This window comes from Amaricoccus solimangrovi (assembly GCF_006385685.1).
Lineage (GTDB): Bacteria > Pseudomonadota > Alphaproteobacteria > Rhodobacterales > Rhodobacteraceae > Amaricoccus > Amaricoccus solimangrovi.
In genome coordinates this window covers 1-17,103 of record NZ_VFRP01000002.1, presented here as the reverse complement: position 1 = coordinate 17,103, position 17,103 = coordinate 1, and the positions used below count along the sequence as shown (strand labels likewise).

Annotated in this window: 16 protein-coding genes and 2 tRNA genes; 11 read left to right on the top strand and 7 right to left on the bottom strand. The window is 72.7% G+C overall.

What is annotated here, in order from left to right:
* Positions 1-2 precede the first annotated feature (2 nt).
* Together FJM51_RS02560 and FJM51_RS02555 are read left to right on the top strand one after the other, a co-directional pair.
* Entirely contained in the window at positions 3-2,921 is a 2,919-nt protein-coding gene (locus tag FJM51_RS02560) for a DUF4159 domain-containing protein (RefSeq protein ID WP_140452550.1), read from the top strand.
* Complete coding sequence (locus FJM51_RS02555) at positions 2,922-4,994, top strand: hypothetical protein (RefSeq protein ID WP_140452549.1); 2,073 nt, start codon at positions 2,922-2,924, stop codon at positions 4,992-4,994. It begins immediately after the preceding gene.
* Between the two features lie 22 nt (positions 4,995-5,016).
* On the opposite strand, the gene FJM51_RS02550 is transcribed toward FJM51_RS02555, so the two are convergent.
* Together FJM51_RS02550 and FJM51_RS02545 are read right to left on the bottom strand one after the other, a co-directional pair.
* On the bottom strand, positions 5,017-5,997 hold the full coding sequence (locus FJM51_RS02550) for a quinone oxidoreductase family protein (RefSeq protein ID WP_140452548.1): 981 nt from the start codon (positions 5,995-5,997) through the stop codon (positions 5,017-5,019).
* Between the two features lie 195 nt (positions 5,998-6,192).
* Positions 6,193-6,280: transfer RNA gene (locus FJM51_RS02545), tRNA-Ser, on the bottom strand.
* Between the two features lie 152 nt (positions 6,281-6,432).
* Here FJM51_RS02545 and FJM51_RS23635 point away from each other — a divergent pair.
* The 7 genes from FJM51_RS23635 (at position 6,433) to FJM51_RS02510 (ending at position 12,676) form a co-directional block, all read left to right on the top strand.
* Positions 6,433-6,918, top strand: coding sequence for a hypothetical protein (locus tag FJM51_RS23635; RefSeq protein WP_181164417.1), 486 nt, complete (start codon positions 6,433-6,435; stop codon positions 6,916-6,918).
* A 266-nt stretch (positions 6,919-7,184) separates the two neighbouring features.
* The gene (locus FJM51_RS02535; protein ID WP_140452546.1) at positions 7,185-8,342 is read left to right on the top strand and encodes a D-alanyl-D-alanine carboxypeptidase family protein; all 1,158 of its coding nucleotides are present in this window, start codon (positions 7,185-7,187) and stop codon (positions 8,340-8,342) included.
* A gap of 42 nt (positions 8,343-8,384) precedes the next feature.
* The gene (gene tmk / locus FJM51_RS02530) at positions 8,385-8,996 is read left to right on the top strand and encodes a dTMP kinase (RefSeq protein WP_140452545.1); all 612 of its coding nucleotides are present in this window, start codon (positions 8,385-8,387) and stop codon (positions 8,994-8,996) included.
* Entirely contained in the window at positions 8,993-10,093 is a 1,101-nt protein-coding gene (locus tag FJM51_RS02525; RefSeq protein ID WP_140452544.1) for a DNA polymerase III subunit delta', read from the top strand. The genes tmk and FJM51_RS02525 overlap by 4 nt, the downstream gene beginning before the upstream one ends.
* 44 nt (positions 10,094-10,137) lie before the next feature.
* Complete coding sequence (locus FJM51_RS02520) at positions 10,138-10,929, top strand: TatD family hydrolase (protein ID WP_140452543.1); 792 nt, start codon at positions 10,138-10,140, stop codon at positions 10,927-10,929.
* A complete protein-coding gene (locus FJM51_RS02515; RefSeq protein WP_140452542.1) occupies positions 10,929-11,726 on the top strand; it encodes an MBL fold metallo-hydrolase in 798 nt (265 codons plus the stop codon). The genes FJM51_RS02520 and FJM51_RS02515 overlap by 1 nt, the downstream gene beginning before the upstream one ends.
* Positions 11,723-12,676, top strand: a complete 954-nt coding sequence (locus FJM51_RS02510; RefSeq protein WP_306419407.1) for an AEC family transporter — start codon at positions 11,723-11,725, stop codon at positions 12,674-12,676. Before FJM51_RS02515 ends, FJM51_RS02510 begins: the two co-directional genes overlap by 4 nt.
* Before the next feature lie 21 nt (positions 12,677-12,697).
* Here FJM51_RS02510 and FJM51_RS02505 read toward each other — a convergent pair whose 3' ends face one another.
* The 3 genes from FJM51_RS02505 to ctaD form a co-directional block, all read right to left on the bottom strand.
* Complete coding sequence (locus tag FJM51_RS02505) at positions 12,698-13,258, bottom strand: hypothetical protein (RefSeq protein WP_140452541.1); 561 nt, start codon at positions 13,256-13,258, stop codon at positions 12,698-12,700.
* An 82-nt stretch (positions 13,259-13,340) separates the two neighbouring features.
* Entirely contained in the window at positions 13,341-13,874 is a 534-nt protein-coding gene (locus FJM51_RS02500; protein ID WP_140452540.1) for a DUF2244 domain-containing protein, read from the bottom strand.
* A 46-nt stretch (positions 13,875-13,920) separates the two neighbouring features.
* On the bottom strand, positions 13,921-15,561 hold the full coding sequence (gene ctaD / locus FJM51_RS02495; RefSeq protein ID WP_140452539.1) for a cytochrome c oxidase subunit I: 1,641 nt from the start codon (positions 15,559-15,561) through the stop codon (positions 13,921-13,923).
* Positions 15,562-15,752: 191 nt separating this feature from the next.
* On the opposite strand from ctaD, the gene FJM51_RS02490 reads away from it, so the two are divergent.
* Positions 15,753-16,199, top strand: coding sequence for an MmcB family DNA repair protein (locus FJM51_RS02490; RefSeq protein WP_233712951.1), 447 nt, complete (start codon positions 15,753-15,755; stop codon positions 16,197-16,199).
* 3 nt (positions 16,200-16,202) lie between these two features.
* On the opposite strand, the gene FJM51_RS02485 is transcribed toward FJM51_RS02490, so the two are convergent.
* Positions 16,203-16,424, bottom strand: coding sequence for a DUF6324 family protein (locus tag FJM51_RS02485; RefSeq protein WP_140452538.1), 222 nt, complete (start codon positions 16,422-16,424; stop codon positions 16,203-16,205).
* Between the two features lie 144 nt (positions 16,425-16,568).
* On the opposite strand from FJM51_RS02485, the gene FJM51_RS02480 reads away from it, so the two are divergent.
* Positions 16,569-16,645: transfer RNA gene (locus FJM51_RS02480), tRNA-His, on the top strand.
* Positions 16,646-16,766: 121 nt separating this feature from the next.
* Here the strand turns inward: FJM51_RS02480 and FJM51_RS24085 are convergent.
* Positions 16,767-17,103: hypothetical protein (locus tag FJM51_RS24085; RefSeq protein ID WP_210240193.1), on the bottom strand; the 337-nt coding region annotated here is incomplete at its 5' end.

Here is a 17,103-nt window from a genome sequence, read left to right as displayed (position 1 = left end):
AGATGATCGGATCGCTCGCCTTCGCCGCGCCCTGGCTTCTCGCCGGGCTCCTCGCGCTGCCGGTCCTCTGGTGGCTGCTCCGGGCCGTGCCGCCCGCGCCGGGCCGGCGCGCCTTCCCGGGCGTCAGGCTGCTTCTCGGGCTCGAGGATCCCGAGAAGATGCCGGAGCGCACGCCCTGGTGGCTGCTCGCGCTGCGCATGCTCGCCCTCGCCGCCGCGATCCTCGCCTTCGCGGGGCCGGTGCTGAACCCGCGGCCGCGGGCGGGCGAGGGGCCGCTCGTCGTGCTCTTCGACGGCGGATGGGGCGACGCGCCGGACTGGGCGGGGCGGATGGCGCGCGCGGGCGCCGCGCTCGATGAGGCGGCGCGGGCCGGGCGGCCGGCCGCGGTCCTCTCGATGGCGCAGCCGGTGCCGCCGGGCGAGACGCCGCCCTTCCGCGCCGCCGGCGACTGGACCGAGCGGCTCGCCGGGTTCGCACCGCGGGGCTGGGGGCCGGACAGGAACGCCTGGGCGGAGTGGTTCCGCGCGGCGGAGGGGGATTTCGAGACCTTGTGGATCACCGATGGCGTCTCCGACGGCGCCGAGGCGGCGCTCGGCGCCGCGCTCATCCGCCACGGGGCGGTGACGATGGTGGCGCCGCCCGACGCGGCGCTGGCCCTGACCCCGCCCCGGCTCGAAGCCGGCGCGCTCACCGTCACCGCGCTCCGCGCCGGCGCGGGCGCGGCGCGGCCGGTCGGGGTGGCCGCGATCGGACCCGATCCGAACGGGGTCGAGCGCACGCTCGGCACCGGATCGGGCGCCTTCGCGGAGGGCGCGGATACCGCGGAGATCGCGCTCGACCTGCCGGCGGAACTGCGCAACCGCGTCGCCCGGATCGCACTGACCGAGCGGCGCTCGGCGGCGGGCGTCGCGCTCGCCGACGATTCCGTGCGCCGGCGCAAGGTCGGGCTGATGTCGGGCGCCGCGCCCGGCGAGGCGCAGGATCTCGCCGATCCGCTCCACTACCTGCGCCAGGCGCTCAGCCCCTTCGCCGAGGTGATCGAGGCGCCGCTCGCCGAGACGCTGAACGCCGCGCCCGACGTGCTGATCCTCGCCGATGTCGGCGCGCTCAATCCGGCGGAGGAACAGGAGCTCGGCGACTGGGTGAAGCGCGGCGGCCTGCTCATCCGCTTCGCCGGTCCCCGGCTCGCGCAATCGGGCGTCGGCCAGGCGGAGGAGGATCCGCTGCTGCCGGTCCGGCTGCGCGCCGGCGGGCGCTCGGTCGGCGGCGCGATGTCCTGGGGCGCGCCGCGCAGGCTCCGCCCCTTCCCGGAGGCGAGCCCCTTCGCGGGCCTCCCCGTGCCCGACGAGGTGCGGATCTCGTCGCAGGTGATGGCCCAGCCCGATCCGGACCTGCCCAACCGGGTGCTGGCGACGCTGGAGGACGGCACGCCGCTCGTCACCGGCCACGCGCTCGGCGACGGCCGCGTCGTGCTCTTCCACGTCACCGCCAACGCCGACTGGTCCAACCTGCCGCTCTCCGGCCTCTTCGTGCGCATGCTGGAGCGGCTGACGCAAAGCGCGGGCGGCCTCGCCACCTCGGCCGAGGCGGTGGCGGGCTCGGTCTGGACCCCGTCGCAGGTGCTGAACGGCTTCGGCGACCTGGAGCCGCCGAGCCTCGTCGCCGGCGTTCCCGGAGAGCGGCTGATCGCCGAGCGCCCCAGCCGCGCGATGCCCCCCGGGATCTATGCGAGCGCCGACCGGCGGGTGGCGGTCAACGTGATGCGCGCGGGCGACAGGCTCGCGCCGCTCACCGGGCTGCCGGCGGGCATCCGGATCGAGACGATCGCGCAGCCGCCGGAGATCCGCCTCGGCCCCTGGCTCCTCGCCGCCGCGCTCCTGCTGCTCACGCTCGACGTGCTCGCGACGCTGCGCGTCTCCGGACGGCTCGGCCGGCTCCGCGCGCGGGGCGGGGCGGCGGCCGCGGCCGCGCTGCTCGCCGCCGCGCTCACGCTCCCCGGCCAGGGCGCGCGGGCCGAGGGCGGGATCCCTGCCTATCCCGGCCGGCCGGACCGGATCGAGCGGGCGCAGGGTTACGGCGCCCCGGGCTACGGCGACGGCTATGGCGGGGGCTACCGCGATCCGGGCTTCGGCCCGCGCCCGGCGCCCGGACCGGGCGCGAGCGCGGACGACAAGGCGCGCTACGCGGCGACCGAAACGGTGCTGGCCTATGTCCGCTCCGGCGACGGCCGCGTCGACGAGATCAGCGCGGCGGGGCTGCGCGGCATCAGCGAGGCGCTCTACGAGCGCACCGCGATCGAGCCGGCGGAGCCGGTCGGCGTCGATCTCGAGGCCGACGAGATCGCGATGTACCCGCTGCTCTACTGGCCGATCACCGAGGGCCAGCCCAGCCTCTCGGACGCCGCCTATTCGCGCCTCAACGATTATCTCCGCTTCGGCGGCATGATCCTCTTCGACACGCGCGACGCCGATCTCGGCGCCTCGATGGGCGCCACGACGCCGAACGGCCGGGTGCTCCGGCGCATCGCGACCCGGCTCGACATCCCGCCGCTCGAACCGATGCCCGAGGACCACGTGCTGACGCGCACCTTCTACCTCCTGCGGGACTTCCCGGGCCGCTGGGCCAACAATCCGGTCTGGGTCGAGTCCTCGCCCGAGGCGGAACAGGTCGAGGGCATGCCGTTCCGCAACCTCAACGACGGCGTGACGCCGGTGGTGATCGGCGGCAACGACTGGGCCGCGGCCTGGGCGATCCGGCCCGACGGCTCGGCGATGTTTCCGGTAGGCCGCGGCGTCGCGGGCGAGAGGCAGCGCGAGATGGCGCTCAGATTCGGGATCAATCTCGTCATGTATGTCATGACCGGCAATTACAAATCCGATCAGGTCCATGTTCCGGCCCTGCTCGACCGGCTGGGGCAGTAGATGTTCGAGGCGGTGAGTTTCGACCCCACGCTGCCCCCGCCGGTCCTGCTGGCGCTCGCGGCGCTGGCCCTGCTCGCGCTGGCGCTCGCGCTCTGGCGCGGCCTCGTCGGCTGGTGGCTGCGCGCGCTCGCCGCGCTGGTGCTCCTCTTCGCGCTCGCTGGCCCGTCGCTCCGGCGCGAGGACCGGACGCCGGTGCCCAACATCGCGCTCGTCGTGCTCGACGACAGCGCGAGCAACGCGCTCGACGACCGCCGCGAACAGCTTTCCGCCGCGCTCGACGGGCTGAGGGAGGAGCTGCGCCGTCTCGACGAGACCCGCCCGCTCGAGGTGCGCGAGATCCGTGTGACCGACAAGGGCGCGGACGGCACGAAGCTCCTGACCGCGCTCGGCGACGCGATGGCCGAACTGCCCGCCGACCGGATCGCCGGCGCGATCCTCGTCACCGACGGCCAGATCCACGATCCCGAGGCGCTGACCGCCTTCCCCGCGCCGGTCCAGGTGCTGCTGACCGGCCACGCGACGGACTGGGACCGCCGGGTGGTGGTCGAGACCGCGCCCGCCTTCGCCATCGTCGACGAGGCGGTGAGCCTGACGCTCCGCGTCGAGGATCTCGGCGCCGCCCCGGCGGAGGGCGGGACCGCGACGCTCTCGCTCGCGCTCGACGGCGACGCGCCCCGGGACTTCCAGGTGCCGCTCAATCAGAGCGTGACGCTGCCGGTGACGCTGAAGCGCGGCGGCCTCAACACGCTCCGCGTCGCGACCCCGGCGCGCGCGGGCGAACTCACCGACCGCAACAATTCCCGCATCGTCTCGATCAACGGCGTCCGCGACCGGCTGCGCGTCCTCCTCGTCTCGGGCGAGCCCTATCCCGGGGAACGCACCTGGCGGAACCTGCTGAAATCCGACGCCTCGGTCGACCTGGTGCATTTCACGATCCTGCGCCCGCCCGACAAGCAGGATTTCGTACCGGTCTTCGAACTCTCGCTGATCGCCTTCCCGACGCAGGAACTCTTCATGGAGAAGGTCGACGAATTCGACCTGATCATCTTCGACCGCTACAAGCGCCGTGGGATCCTGCCCAACACCTATTTCGACAACATCGTGCGCTACGTCCGCGACGGCGGCGCGCTCCTGATCGCGAGCGGCGCGGATTTCGCGGGCGCGGAAAGCCTCTACCGCTCGCCGCTGCGCGACGTGCTGCCGGTCGAGCCCACGGGGCGGGTGATCGACGGCGGCTTCACGCCCCGGATCCCGCTCGTCGGCGAGCGGCACCCGGTCACCGCGGGGCTCGGGGACCACGCGCCCCATCCCGCCGCTCCCGACGGGACGCCGGGCTGGGGCCGCTGGTTCCGCGCGGTCGAGGTGAAGGCGAGGGGCCCGGTGATCATGGAAGGGCCGGAGAACACGCCGCTCCTCGTGCTCCAGCGCGAGGGCGAGGGCCGGGTCGCCGTGCTGACCTCGGACGAGGCCTGGCTCTGGAGCCGGGGCTACGAGGGCGGCGGGCCGCAGATGGAACTGCTGCGCCGGCTCGCGCACTGGCTGATGAAGGAGCCGGAACTCGAGGAGGAGGTGCTGCTCGGCAGCGGCGACGAGGGCGCGGTGATCGTGACCCGGCGCACGCTCGGCGACACGATCCCGGAGGTGATCGCGACGAGCCCTTCCGGCGTCGAGAGCGCCGTCCCGATGACCGAAGTCACGCCGGGCCGCTGGCAGGGGCGGATCGAGAACGCCGAGAACGGCGCCTGGCGGCTGGCGAACGGCGATCTCGCGACCACCGCCGTCGTCGGCCCCGCCGCGCCGAGCGAGTTCCGCGATCCGGTCTCGACCGGCGACATCCTCGGCCCGCTCGCCTCCGGGACGCGGGGCGGCGTCAAGCGGCTCGAGGACGGGCTGCCCCGGACGCGGATGGTGCGCGAGGGGCGCGTGGCGGACGGGCGCGGCTGGATCGGCCTCGCCGACCGGCGGGCCTATCAGCTGCGCGACATCCGCCAGGTGGAACTGGCACCGGGCTGGGCGATGCTGCTGCTCTCGGCGGGACTCGTCTTCGCGGCCTGGCGGCTGGAGGGGCGGTAGCACCCCCGGCGGTGGCGCGCGGTCAGTCGACGATCAGCACCGTCGCCCCCGCCGTCTCGCGCGCCTCGAGCGCGCGATGCGCGGCGGCCACCTCCGAGAGCGGCAGCCGGTGGCGCACCCCGGCGGTGATCTCGCCCGCGGCGACCGCGGCGAAGAGATCCGCCGCCCGGGCGCGCAGCTCCGCGGGCTCGGCGATGTAGTGGAACAGCACCGGCCGGCAGGCGCTGAGCGATCCCCGGGCGAGATCGGAGAGCGCGAAACCCTCGATCATCCCCGAGGACTGGCCGAAGTTCACGAAGGTCCCCCGCGTCCGGAGACAGGCGAGCGAGCCCCGCCAGGTGTCGCGCCCCACCCCGTCATAGACCACGTGCACGCCGAGGCCGCGGGTCAGTTCGCGCACCTTCGGCATGAAATCCCCGGCGCGGTAGTCGATCACATGCGCGTAGCCATGCGCCAGCGCGAGCGCCACCTTCTCCGGCCCGCCCGCGGTGCCGATCGCCGCCACGCCGCGGGCCCCGAGCCACTGGCCGAGGATGAGCCCGACCCCGCCCGCCGCCGCCTGCACGAGCACGCTCATCCCCTTCTCCACCCGGAAGGTCGAGAAGATCAGGTAATGCGCCGTCAGCCCCTTCAGCATCAGGCTCGCCGCCTGCTCGTCGCTCACGCCCTCGGGAATCGGCACCAGCCGGTTCGCCGGAATGACGCGCGCGCTCGCATAGGCGCCGAGCGGATGGGTATAGGCGACGCGCTGCCCGGGCTCCACCTCGCCCACCCCGTGCCCGATCGCCTCGACCACGCCCGCGCCCTCGGAGCCGGGGATCAGGTCGCGCTCGACCGCCCAGGGGTAGAGCCCGCCCCGGTGATAGACGTCGAGGAAATTGAGGCCGACGGCGGTCTGGCGCACCAGGACCTCGCCGGGCCCGGGCCTCGGCGTCTCGATCGCGCGGCGCTCGAACTTCTCCGGCCCGCCCGGCTCGGTCACCACCATCGCATAATCGCTCATCGCTCTCTCCGTCGGAGCGGCGGACTCAAGGCGCCCCCATCGGCCCCCGCCGCCATGCCGATGAAGGAACCCGGCTCCGGCGCGCAGGGCAAGGGGGACGTTGCTCGCGGGACGCGCGCGGGGCCGGACACGGCCTCGCCGGCGCGCGATCCTCAGGGCGCGGCCCGGGAGGCTACCGAAGCGAATCGATCGGGCTGGCGGAAGCGGTGAGATTCGAACTCACGAACGGTTGCCCGTCGCCGGTTTTCAAGACCGGTGCAATCGACCACTCTGCCACGCTTCCGGACGCCCGTCTTAGCCGGGGCGCGTGGCGGCGTCCAGCGGCCGGATCCGCGCGGCGGGGTTTCCCTCGCGGCCGCCGGGGACTAAATCAGCGGCGGGATCAACGGCCGGCGCGCCGCCTCCGCCGGGGGCGCGCCGCGGGGAGGGCAAGGGATGGCTCGCGCGGCGAAGGCATGGTTCCGCGGCATCGCGCTCGCGCTTCTCGCGGGATGCGCGGCCGCGCCCCGGGCCGATCAGGGCGGACTCCGGGCCGGGCCGGCGCGGGGCGGCGGATTCGAGCGGGCCGGAGCCGCCACCGCCCCCGCCCCCGGGGCGGCGGGGGCCGAGGCCTTCGCCCTCTCCTTCGACGACGCGCTCGCGCCCGGGATCTACCAGAGGGACCTGCTCGGCCGCCGCGATCGTCCCAAGGGCACCCAGGGCCTCTGGGCGACCGTCCCGGACCTGCGGCGCGCGGAGCGGGCGCGGCTCGTCAACCTCGCCACAGGCGCGACCGTCGACGTGGCCCTCTTCCGCGGGTCCGTGCCCGCCGGCGAGGCGCGGATCTCGAACGCCGCCGCCGCGCTGCTCGGGATCGGCGCGGAGCCGGCGCGGCTGCGCGTCACCGCGCTGCGGCGCGAGCCGGTCCTCGTGGCGCCCTGATCCCCGCGCCGGCGCCGCCCGCCAGAGGCCCGGCGCCCGCCACGCGCCGCGCGCGCGAGACCGGCCACCGGCGGAACGCCCGACGCGGCGCCGCCCGCCCGGAGGGCCACCTTCCACCGCCCGGTGTTGCGCGGCTGCCAGTATCGGGCGGTGCCCCGCACGCATAGCGTGTGCGTTTTTGACAGGCCCCGGCGCATCTTCTAACCTTCCCGGGCCCGGGCCGCCGTCCGGAACGGGCGGGCTGGCCAGACCGGGAGAAACCGCACATGCCGCTGAAGACGCTCGCGCTGACGCTCCTCATCGGCCTCCTGCTGCCCCCCGCGGCCGGTTTCGCCTACGAGACCGGCGCGCGGACCGCCGTCGTCGTCGACGACGCGACCGGCGCCGTGCTGCTCTCGAAGAACGCCGAGACACCGGAGCCCCCGGCCTCGATGTCGAAGCTCATGACCGTCTACATGCTCTTCGAGGCGCTCCGCGACGGGCGGGTCACGATGGAGACGACCTTTCCGGTCAGCGCCCGCGCCCATGCGATGGGCGGCTCGCGCATGTTCGTCGAGATCGGCGAGCAGGTTCCCGTCAAGGCGCTGATCCAGGGCATCATCGTGCAGTCGGGCAACGACGCCTGCGTCGTGGTCGCCGAGGGGCTCGCGGGGAGCGAGGAGGAATTCGCCGCGCAGATGACGCGGCGCGCGCATGACCTCGGCCTCTCCTCGGTCGAGATGAAGAACGCCTCCGGCTGGCCGGCCGAGGGCCATGTGATCAGCGGCGCGGATCTGGTCGCCCTCGCCCGGCTGCTGATCCACGAATTTCCCGAATACTACCGCTTCTTCTCCGAGACCGAATTCACCTGGAACGGCATCACCCAGCCGAACCGCAACCCGCTGCTCACCATGGGGATCGGCGCGGACGGGCTGAAGACCGGCCATACCAGCGAGGCGGGTTTCGGCCTCGTCGGCTCCGCGGTCCGGGACGGGCAGCGCATCGTCTTCATGATGTCGGGGCTCGACAGCATGGCCGCGCGGGCGAGCGAGACCTCGGCCCTGGTGCGCTGGGCCTTCGGCGCCTTCGACACGGTGAGATACTTCTCCGCCGGCGACGCGGTGACGGAGATCCCGGTCTGGCTCGGCGACGCCGCGACGGTGCCGGTCGTGGCCCCGCGCGACATCTCGCTGCTCGTGCCCCGCGCCGACCGCGCGGCGATGACGGCGAAGGTGGTCTACGACGGCCCCGTCGAGGCGCCGGTCGCGAAGGGGAGCAAGGTCGCGACGCTCCTCGTCGCCGTGCCGGGCCGCGAAACGGCGCGATTCGACCTCGTCGCCGGCGCGGATGTCGCCCGCGGCGGGCTGATGACGCGGATCGGGGCCGCCGCCCGGTTGACGCGGGACCGCGCGATGGGGATGTTGCCGCACCGGAGCGGCGACTAGGCGCCGCCCTGAGGCCGCCCCGGGGCGGGAGCGCGGCGGAGCATGGCAGGCGGACGGTTCATCACTTTCGAGGGGATCGACGGATCGGGCAAGACGACCCAGATCCGCGCCCTCGCCGCGCGGCTGCGCGAGCGGGGCGAGGCCGTGGTCGAGACCCGCGAGCCCGGCGGCGCGCCCGGCGCCGAGGAGATCCGCCGGCTGCTCGTCGAGGGCGCGCCGGGACGCTGGTCGCCCGAGACCGAGATCCTGCTCTTCACCGCCGCGCGGCGCGACCATCTCGAGCGGGTGATCGCGCCCGCGCTCGGCCGGGGCGAGACGGTGCTCTGCGACCGCTATGTCGATTCGACCCGCGCCTATCAGGGCGTCGCCCGCGCCGATCTGCGCTCGACCGTCGACGCGCTGCACGACCGGATGATCCGGCGCGAGGCGGATCTGACGCTGATCCTCGACCTCGATCCCGGCGAGGCGGTGGCGCGCGAGCGCGCGCGCGGCGGCGCGGAGGACCGGTTCGAGCGGTTCGGCCCGGAATTCCAGGTCCGGCTCCGCGCCGCCTTCCTCGGGCTCGCGGCGGAATTCCCGGCGCGCTGCCACGTCGTGCCGGCCGGGGAGGCCCCGCCCCGCGTCGCCGCCCGCATCGCGGAGATCGTCGGATGAGCGAGGCGGAATCCGACCGGCTGGAGGGCGCGCCGCATCCGAGGATGACCGCGCGGCTTCATGGCCAGACGGAGGCGGAGGCGCGTTTCGTCGAGGCGCTGCGCTCCGGGCGCCCGCCGCATGGCTGGATGATCACCGGGCCGCGGGGCATCGGCAAGGCGACGCTCGCCTGGCGGATCGCGCGGACCCTGATCGCGGGGGGCGCGGTCCCGGAGGACGGGACGCTCGACATGGATCCCGCCCATCCGGTCTTCCGCCAGGTCGCCGCGCTCGCCGCGCCCCGGCTCTTTCTCTGCCGCCGCCCCTGGGACGAGAAGGCGAAGCGGCTCCGCGCCCAGATCACCGTCGACGAGGTCCGCGCGCTCAAGGCCTTCTTCCAGATGTCCGCCGCCGAGGGCGGTTGGCGCGTCGCGATCGTGGACGCGGCCGACGAGATGAATACCGGCGCCGCGAACGCGCTCCTGAAGGTGCTGGAGGAGCCGCCCGAACGCTCCGCGCTGCTGCTCGTCTGCCATCAGCCGGGCCTGCTGCCGCCGACGATCCGGAGCCGCTGCCGCGTGCTGCGCTGCGCGCCGCTCGGCGCCGAGGATCTCTCTCGCGCGCTCGCGGAGGCCGGGCTCGCGCCGCCGCCCGGGGAGGCCGCCGCGCTCGGCGCGCTCGCGGGGGGCTCGGTCGGCGCGGCGGCCGGGCTGATCGCGGGTGACGGGCTCGCGGTCTACGCCGAGCTTCTCGCGCTGCTCGCCCGCGCGCCCGGCATGGACCGGCGGCGGCTCGGCGCGCTCGCGGAAAGCTGCGCCGCGCGCGACGCGGGCGAGCGCTACCGGATGGTGCTCGACCTCATCGGCCTCGCACTGTCGCGGCTCGCGCTCGCGGGCGCGGGCGGCGCGGTCGCGCCGGTCTCGGAGACCGAGGCCGCGGTCTGGGAACGGCTCGCGCCCGGCCCCGGCCCCGCCCGGCTCTGGGCCGCGACCGCCGCCGAACTCCTCGCCCGCGCCGCCCATGCGCGCGCCGTGCATCTTGACCCGGCGCAGGTGATCCTTGATACCTGCCTGCGTATCGACACGGCGGCGACGGAGGCCCGGGTTCCGGCGCACTGAGTCCCCGGTATCGCGCGCGCCCGCGCCCTGTTCAGAAGTCGCTCATGTCCATGCCCGCCTCCCTCGTCGACAGCCATTGCCATCTCGATTTCCCCGATCTGGTCGCGGAACTCGACGCGGTCGTCGCGCGGGCGAGGGCGGCGGGGGTGACGCGGATGGTCACGATCTGCACGCGGCTGCGGAGCGAGCCTTCGGTGCGCGCGATCGCCGAGGCGCATGAGGGCGTCTTCTACGCCGCCGGCACGCATCCGATGCACGCGCATGAGGAGCCGCTCGCGATGGTCGAGGCGCTGGTGGCGCTCGCGGCGCATCCGAAATTCGTCGGCGTCGGCGAGACCGGGCTCGACTACCACTACACCGCCGAGAGCGCGGGCGTTCAGGACGAGAGCCTGCGGATCCATATCGAGGCGTCGCGCCGGACGGGCCTGCCGCTCATCATCCATTCCCGCGACGCGGACGCGGACATGGCCCGGATCCTGAGCGAGGAACACGCCGCCGGCGCCTTCCCCTGCGTGATGCACTGCTTCACCTCCGGCGCGGCGCTGGCGGAGACCGCGCTCGGCCTCGGCTTCTATCTCTCGATCTCCGGCATCGCGACCTTCCGGAGCGCGAAGGCGCTCCGCGAGATCTTCGCCGCCGCGCCGCGCGACCGGCTGCTGGTGGAGACCGACAGCCCCTATCTCGCGCCCTTGCCCCATCGCGGCAAGCGCAACGAGCCCGCCTTCGTCGCGGAGACGGCGCGGGCGATGGCGCCGGTGCTGGGGATGGAGCCGGACGAGGTCGCCGCGCTCACCTCGGCCAATTTCGACCGGCTCTTCACCCGGGCGGCCGGCTGATGGCGCGGCTTCGGGTCACGATCCTCGGCTGCGGCTCCTCGGGCGGCGTGCCGCGCCTCGGCGAGCTCTGGGGCGCCTGCGACCCGAAGGAGCCGCGGAACCGCCGCCGCCGCTGCTCGATCCTCGTCGAACGGATGGACGGCGAGGCGGCGACGCGCGTGCTCATCGACACCTCGCCCGATCTGCGCGCGCAGTTGCTCGACGCGGGCGTGGGGCTGCTCGACGCCGTCGCCTATACCCATCCGCATGCCGACCACGTGCACGGAATCGACGACCTGCGGATGATCGTCTTCAACCGGCAGTCGCGCCTGCCTGTCTGGGCGGACCAGCCGACCTCGGAGTCGCTGCTGACCCGCTTCGGCTACGCCTTCGTCCAGCCGCCGGGCAGCCTCTATCCGCCGATCCTCGACCTGCGGCGGATCGAGGGCGCCTTCACCGTCGACGGCGCCGGCGGGCCGATCGAGTTCCGGCCCTTCACGGTCCGGCACGGCCGGATCGACGCGCTCGGCTTCCGGATCGGCCATTTCGCCTATCTGCCCGACGTCTCGGAGATCCCGGAGGAGACTTGGCCCGCGCTCGCCGGGCTCGACATGCTGGTGATCGACGCGCTGCGCTACACGCCGCATCCGACCCACGCGCATCTCGAACGCACGCTTCAGTGGATCGAGCGCGCGCGGCCGAGGGCGGCGGTGCTCACCAACATGCATATCGACCTCGACTACGCGACACTGGCCGCGGAAGTGCCGCCGGGCGTCACCCCCGCCCATGACGGTATGGTGCTGGACCTGGCGCCTTGATCGCCACCATCCTCAACGTCGTCCTGCCGGTCTTCATCGTGATGGGCGCGGGTTTCGCCGCCGCCCGGACACGGCTCTTTCCCGCGCCGGCGGTCGACGGGCTCATGGTCTTCACCCAGCTCGTCGGCGTGCCCTGCGTGCTCTTCACCGCGATCGTCGATCTCGACCTCGGCGCGGCCTTCGACCCGAAGCTGCTGCTCTCCTTCTACACCGGCGCGATCACCAGTTTCGCGATCGGCGTCGTCCTGATGCGGCGCGTCTTCCGCCGCCGGCCGGGGGAAGCCGTCGCCATCGCCTTCGGCGCGCTCTTCTCGAATTCGGTGCTGCTCGGCCTGCCGATCCTCAGCCGCGCCTATGGCGAGGGGCCGCTGGGGCCGAATTTCGCCATCATCTCGGTCCACGCGCCGATCTGCTATCTCGTCGGCATCACCACGATGGAGATGGCCCGCGCCGATGGCCAGAGCCTCGCCGCGACCGCGCGCGCGATCGGCCGCGCGATGTTCCGCAACGCGCTGATGATCGGGCTCGGGCTCGGCTTCCTCGTCAACATCGGTCATCTGCCCTATCCCGAGGCGCTGCGAAGCTCGGTCGAGATGATCGCGCGCTCGGCGCTGCCGGTCGCGCTCTTCGGCCTCGGCGGCGTGCTGTCGCGCTACCATCTGCGCGCCTCGCTCGGCGAGGCCGGGACGATCTCGGGCCTGTCGCTGATCCTGCACCCGCTGATCGCGCTCACCCTCTCGCATTACGTCTTCGACCTGCCGCCCGATTTCGTGCGCGCCTGCGTGGTGACCGCCTCGATGGCACCCGGCGTCAACGCCTTCCTCTTCGCGAGCCTCTACCGCCGCGGTCAGGCCGAGGCGGCGAGCACGGTGCTGCTCGCCACGCTCCTCACCATCTTCACCGCCTCGGCCTGGCTCGTCCTGCTCGACACGCTGCTGCCTCCGGGCTGACCGGGGCCGAGCGGGCGGGCCTCAGTAGTCGCCGAGCCCCTCGAAATCCATCGCCTCGAGCAGGGTCTTCTTCTCCTCGGCCGAGGCGTCGCCGGAGACGCTGACGAGCACGCGGTTGTTGACGAGGCCGCGAAGCTCGCCGTCGGTCTCGCTGAATTCGACGCGCTTGATCCGCATCGGCTTCGCGCCGGTGAGCTGGGCGAGCCCGCCCATCATCGCGCCGAGGCTCGTCACCATCGGCGAGTCGGCGAGCAGCGTGATCTGCGCCTCCGCGCCTCCGTTGGCATAGGAGGCCGAGACCGTGGTGCCGCCGCCGAGCATCGCCATGCCGACGCCCTCGTCCTCCGGCGCCTGGTCCTCGCGGGTCCAGCCGGCCGGCGCGGGCGGCAGGAACTTCGCCAGCGCCTCGGCCTTCTGGCTCCCGAGGAGCTTCGTCGCATAGGAGAGATCCTCGTCCGCCGCCTTCACGTCGCCTTCCCTGTAGGCCTTGAGCGCGCTCTCGAGCGTATCGGTGAATTCGTCCGCCCGAACGGGCAGCGCCGCGCAGAGGAGCAGCATGGGGACGAGGGCGAGACGGGACATCACGGGAAATTCCTCCTTCGGGTCGCGGGGAGCGCGGGAGCCGCTCCGTGCCCCGGTTTATAGGCCGGCGGCCGGGGCCGCGTCAGCGAAAATCGGCGGCCCGCGCGCGGGCGAGGACGCGGGCCAGCTCGGCATGCAGGCTCTCGCGCTCCTCCGGGCTCAGGAAGGCGCCGAGCTCTATCTCCCGCCCGCCGCCGGAAAGGGTGAGATAGCGTTCCACCGGCCCGTCGTCGCGGAGCGCGAGCCGGACCCAGTGCGGATTGGCCTGCCAGCGCCGTATCCCGCCGCGCGGCTCCCGCCGCTCCACGGCGACGAGATCGGGCCAGACCCGGATCCGCTCGGTCAGCCGTCCGTCGGCGTAGCTGCGCCGGATCGCGAAATAGAGCGCCGCGAACGCGGCGAGCGAGAACGGGATCACGCCGAGCGCGAGGCGGGTGCCGAGCAGCGGGACGATCGGCGCCGCGAGCCCGACGGCGACGATGCCGAGCACCCAGGCGAAGCCGCGCCGGCTGAGCGAGCGGTTCGGCCAGAGCGTGAGGTCGAGCAGCGGCGGATCCTTGCGCGCGAACGGATCGGGGGCGCGCGTCGAACCGCCCGCCCCCGTCGTATCGGCCATGTCACCGACCTTTTTTCACCGCCCCCCGCGCGGGGGCCGCCGCGCCTCAATGGGCGCGGTGATCCCACATCTCGGGCGTCGGCAGGGTTTCGAACGTGTGCTCCGGCGGCGGGTTCGACAGCGTCCATTCGAGCGTCGCATCCGGCTGCGGCCCCCAGTAGGCCGGATCGGTCACCCGCGCGCCGTGACGCAGCGTGTAGTAGATCACGCCGAAGAAGAACAGGAACGAGATCCCGGAGATGAAGGCGCCGATCGAGGAGACGAAGTTCCACTGCGCGAACTGCTCGGGATAGTCCATGTAGCGCCGCGGCATGCCCTGGCGCCCCAGGAAGTGCTGCGGGAAGAAGGTCAGGTTGGCGCCGATGAACATCAGCCAGAAGTGGACCTTGCCCGCCCATTCCGGATACTGCCGGCCGGTCATCTTGCCGATCCAGTAGTAGATGCCGGCGAAGATGCAGAAGACCGCGCCGAGGCTCATCACGTAGTGGAAATGCGCCACCACGTAGTAGGTGTCGTGATAGGCCCGGTCGATCGCCGCCTGCGAGAGCACCACGCCGGTGACGCCGCCCACGGTGAAGAGGAACAGGAAGCCCATCGCCCAGAGCATCGGCGTCCGGAACTCGATCGAGCCGCCCCACATCGTCGCGATCCAGGAGAAGATCTTGATGCCGGTCGGCACCGCGATCACCATGGTGGCGAGCATGAAGTAGCTCTGCTGCGTCGGCGACAGGCCGACGGTGTACATGTGGTGCGCCCAGACGACGAAGCCGAGCGCGCCGATCGCGATCATCGCATAGACCATCGGCAGGTAGCCGAAGATCGGCTTCCGCGCGAAGGTCGAGATCACGTGGGAGATGATCCCGAAGCCCGGCACGATGATGATGTAGACCTCCGGATGGCCGAAGAACCACAGGATGTGCTGGTAGAGGATCGGGTCGCCGCCGCCGTCGGGGGCGAAGAAGGTCGTGCCGAAGTTGCGGTCGGTCAGCAGCATCGTGATCGCGCCGGCGAGCACCGGGAGCGCGAGCAGGATCATGAAGGCGGTCACGACCACCGACCACGGGAAGAGCGGCACCTTGTGCAGCGTCATGCCCGGGGCGCGCATGTTGAGGAATGTGGTGATGATGTTGATCGCGCCGAGGATCGACGAGGCGCCCGAGAGGTGCACCGCGAAGATCGCGAGATCCATCGACATGCCGGATTCATGCGTCGAGAGCGGCGGATAGAGCACCCAGCCCACGCCCGCGCCGTTGAGCCCGTCGCCGCCCGGCGTGAAGAGCGACACGACCGCGAGCGAGGTGCCGGCCACGTAGAGCCAGTAGCTGAGGTTGTTCATCCGCGGGAAGGCCATGTCGGGCGCGCCGATCATGAGCGGCATGAAGTAGTTGCCGAACCCGCCGAAGAGCGCCGGGATGACGACGAAGAACATCATCAGGATGCCGTGACCGGTCACGAGCACGTTCCAGATATGCCCGTTCGGCACGCCGTCGAGATTCATGAACTGCACGCCCGGCTCCATGAGCTCGAGCCGCATGTACATCGTGAAGGCGACCGAGACGAGGCCGACGATCGCCGCGGTCACGAGGTAAAGGATCCCGATGTCCTTGTGATTCGTGGACATGAACCAACGGGTGAAGAACCCCGGCCTCGGGTGATCGGCGTGGCTGTGGACGGCGGCGTCTGCCATGAAATTCCTCCTGTCAGCCCGACGGTTCCGGTCACGTCGGTGCTACGGCTGCCATGATCTGTAACCGTCGCGTGAGCGCGCCTCAAGCCCCCAAAGGTCGCAACGGGGCCGCGCGGTTGACCCGGGCGCGGGCGCGCGCCAGTCTCGCCGCCATGACCGCCGCCGACCGTCCCGGGGAGAGCCTGCCCGCCATGCCCGGCCAGCGCCTCGCGCGCGGGGTCTGCCGCCATCTGCGCGGGCTCGATTTCGCGAGCCTCGTCGAGTTCATCCCGGCGCCGGGGCTCCGCGTCGACGTGATGGGCCTCGGACCGCGGGGCGAGATCTGGATCGTCGAGTGCAAGTCGAGCCGGGCCGACTTCACCTCCGATCGCAAGTGGACCGGCTATCTCGAGTGGTGCGACCGTTTCTTCTGGGCGGTGGACCTCGACTTCCCGTCCGAGATCCTGCCCGCCGAGGCCGGGCTGATCGTGGCCGACGCCTTCGACGCCGAGATCCAGCGCTGGCCGGAGACCCGCCCGCTCGCGGGCGCGCGGCGCCGGGCGCTGATCCAGCGCTTCGGCCGGGTCGCGGCCGGCCGGCTCGGCGCGCTCCTCGATCCCGGGCCGGCCGGCGCGCCGCCCCGCCCCGATCTCGCCTGAGCCTCAGCGGCGCTTGCCGCCCTTCTCCTTCCCGGCCGCGCCCTTCATCGCCCGCGCCCTGGCCGCGGAGGCGCGCAGCTCCTCGGCGATCTCCTCCGCCTCGTCGGGATCGAAATCGAGCGGCAGCTCGACCGTCTCGGTGGCGATGTAGAGCCGGACCATGCCGAGGCTGGTCGGCCCGATCTGCAGGTTCGCCGCCACGTCGCTCTCGCTGTCGATGCCCATCTCTCTCCGGCCCTCCCGCCGCCCGCCGCTTCATGTCCAGGGGCGCCATTCTGGGTCCGCGCGCGCGCCGCCGCAAGGGTGCGCGAAAGTGTCGCGAGCCCCTTGCATTCCCCCGAGCCCCGCTGTAACTGCTCGCCTCACGGTGCCGGCGTAGCTCAGTTGGTTAGAGCGCCTGATTGTGGATCAGGAGGTCCCCCGTTCAAGCCGGGGCGCTGGTACCAAAAAATCAAAGACTTAGCAGCCTCCTCGCCCTCCCCCGAACCTGCGGGGACAAATTGGGGACAAGACGAGGAGGTGGAGCCGGGACAACGGGGACAAGTGTTCCTGTCCCCGCCGTGTCGATCAGCGAAACCTTCCGGGCTTCCTCAGCGCCACCTTCGCAGAGGCGCTACGCCCGCCATCGGCGGAATGCGCTGTGCGCCAGTCGCTGACGAGCTTCCTCGCCTTGGCTACTCCTTCCCCCCGGGCAATCGCTCGGGCCGCCTGACGGGCCGCTGAGAGGCGCTGCGGGTCAGCGTTCAGCCATGCGTCATAGGCCCGCTGCTCGGCGGGGTCGGTCATGCCGCAGGCTTCGGCGGCGGCGGCCCGCATTCCCTCGATTGCCTGGGACACACGGGCCGAGGCGTCCTCAGGGGAAACCCCAAGGTCAGCCGCGAGCTTCCCGATGGAGGCAACCGAG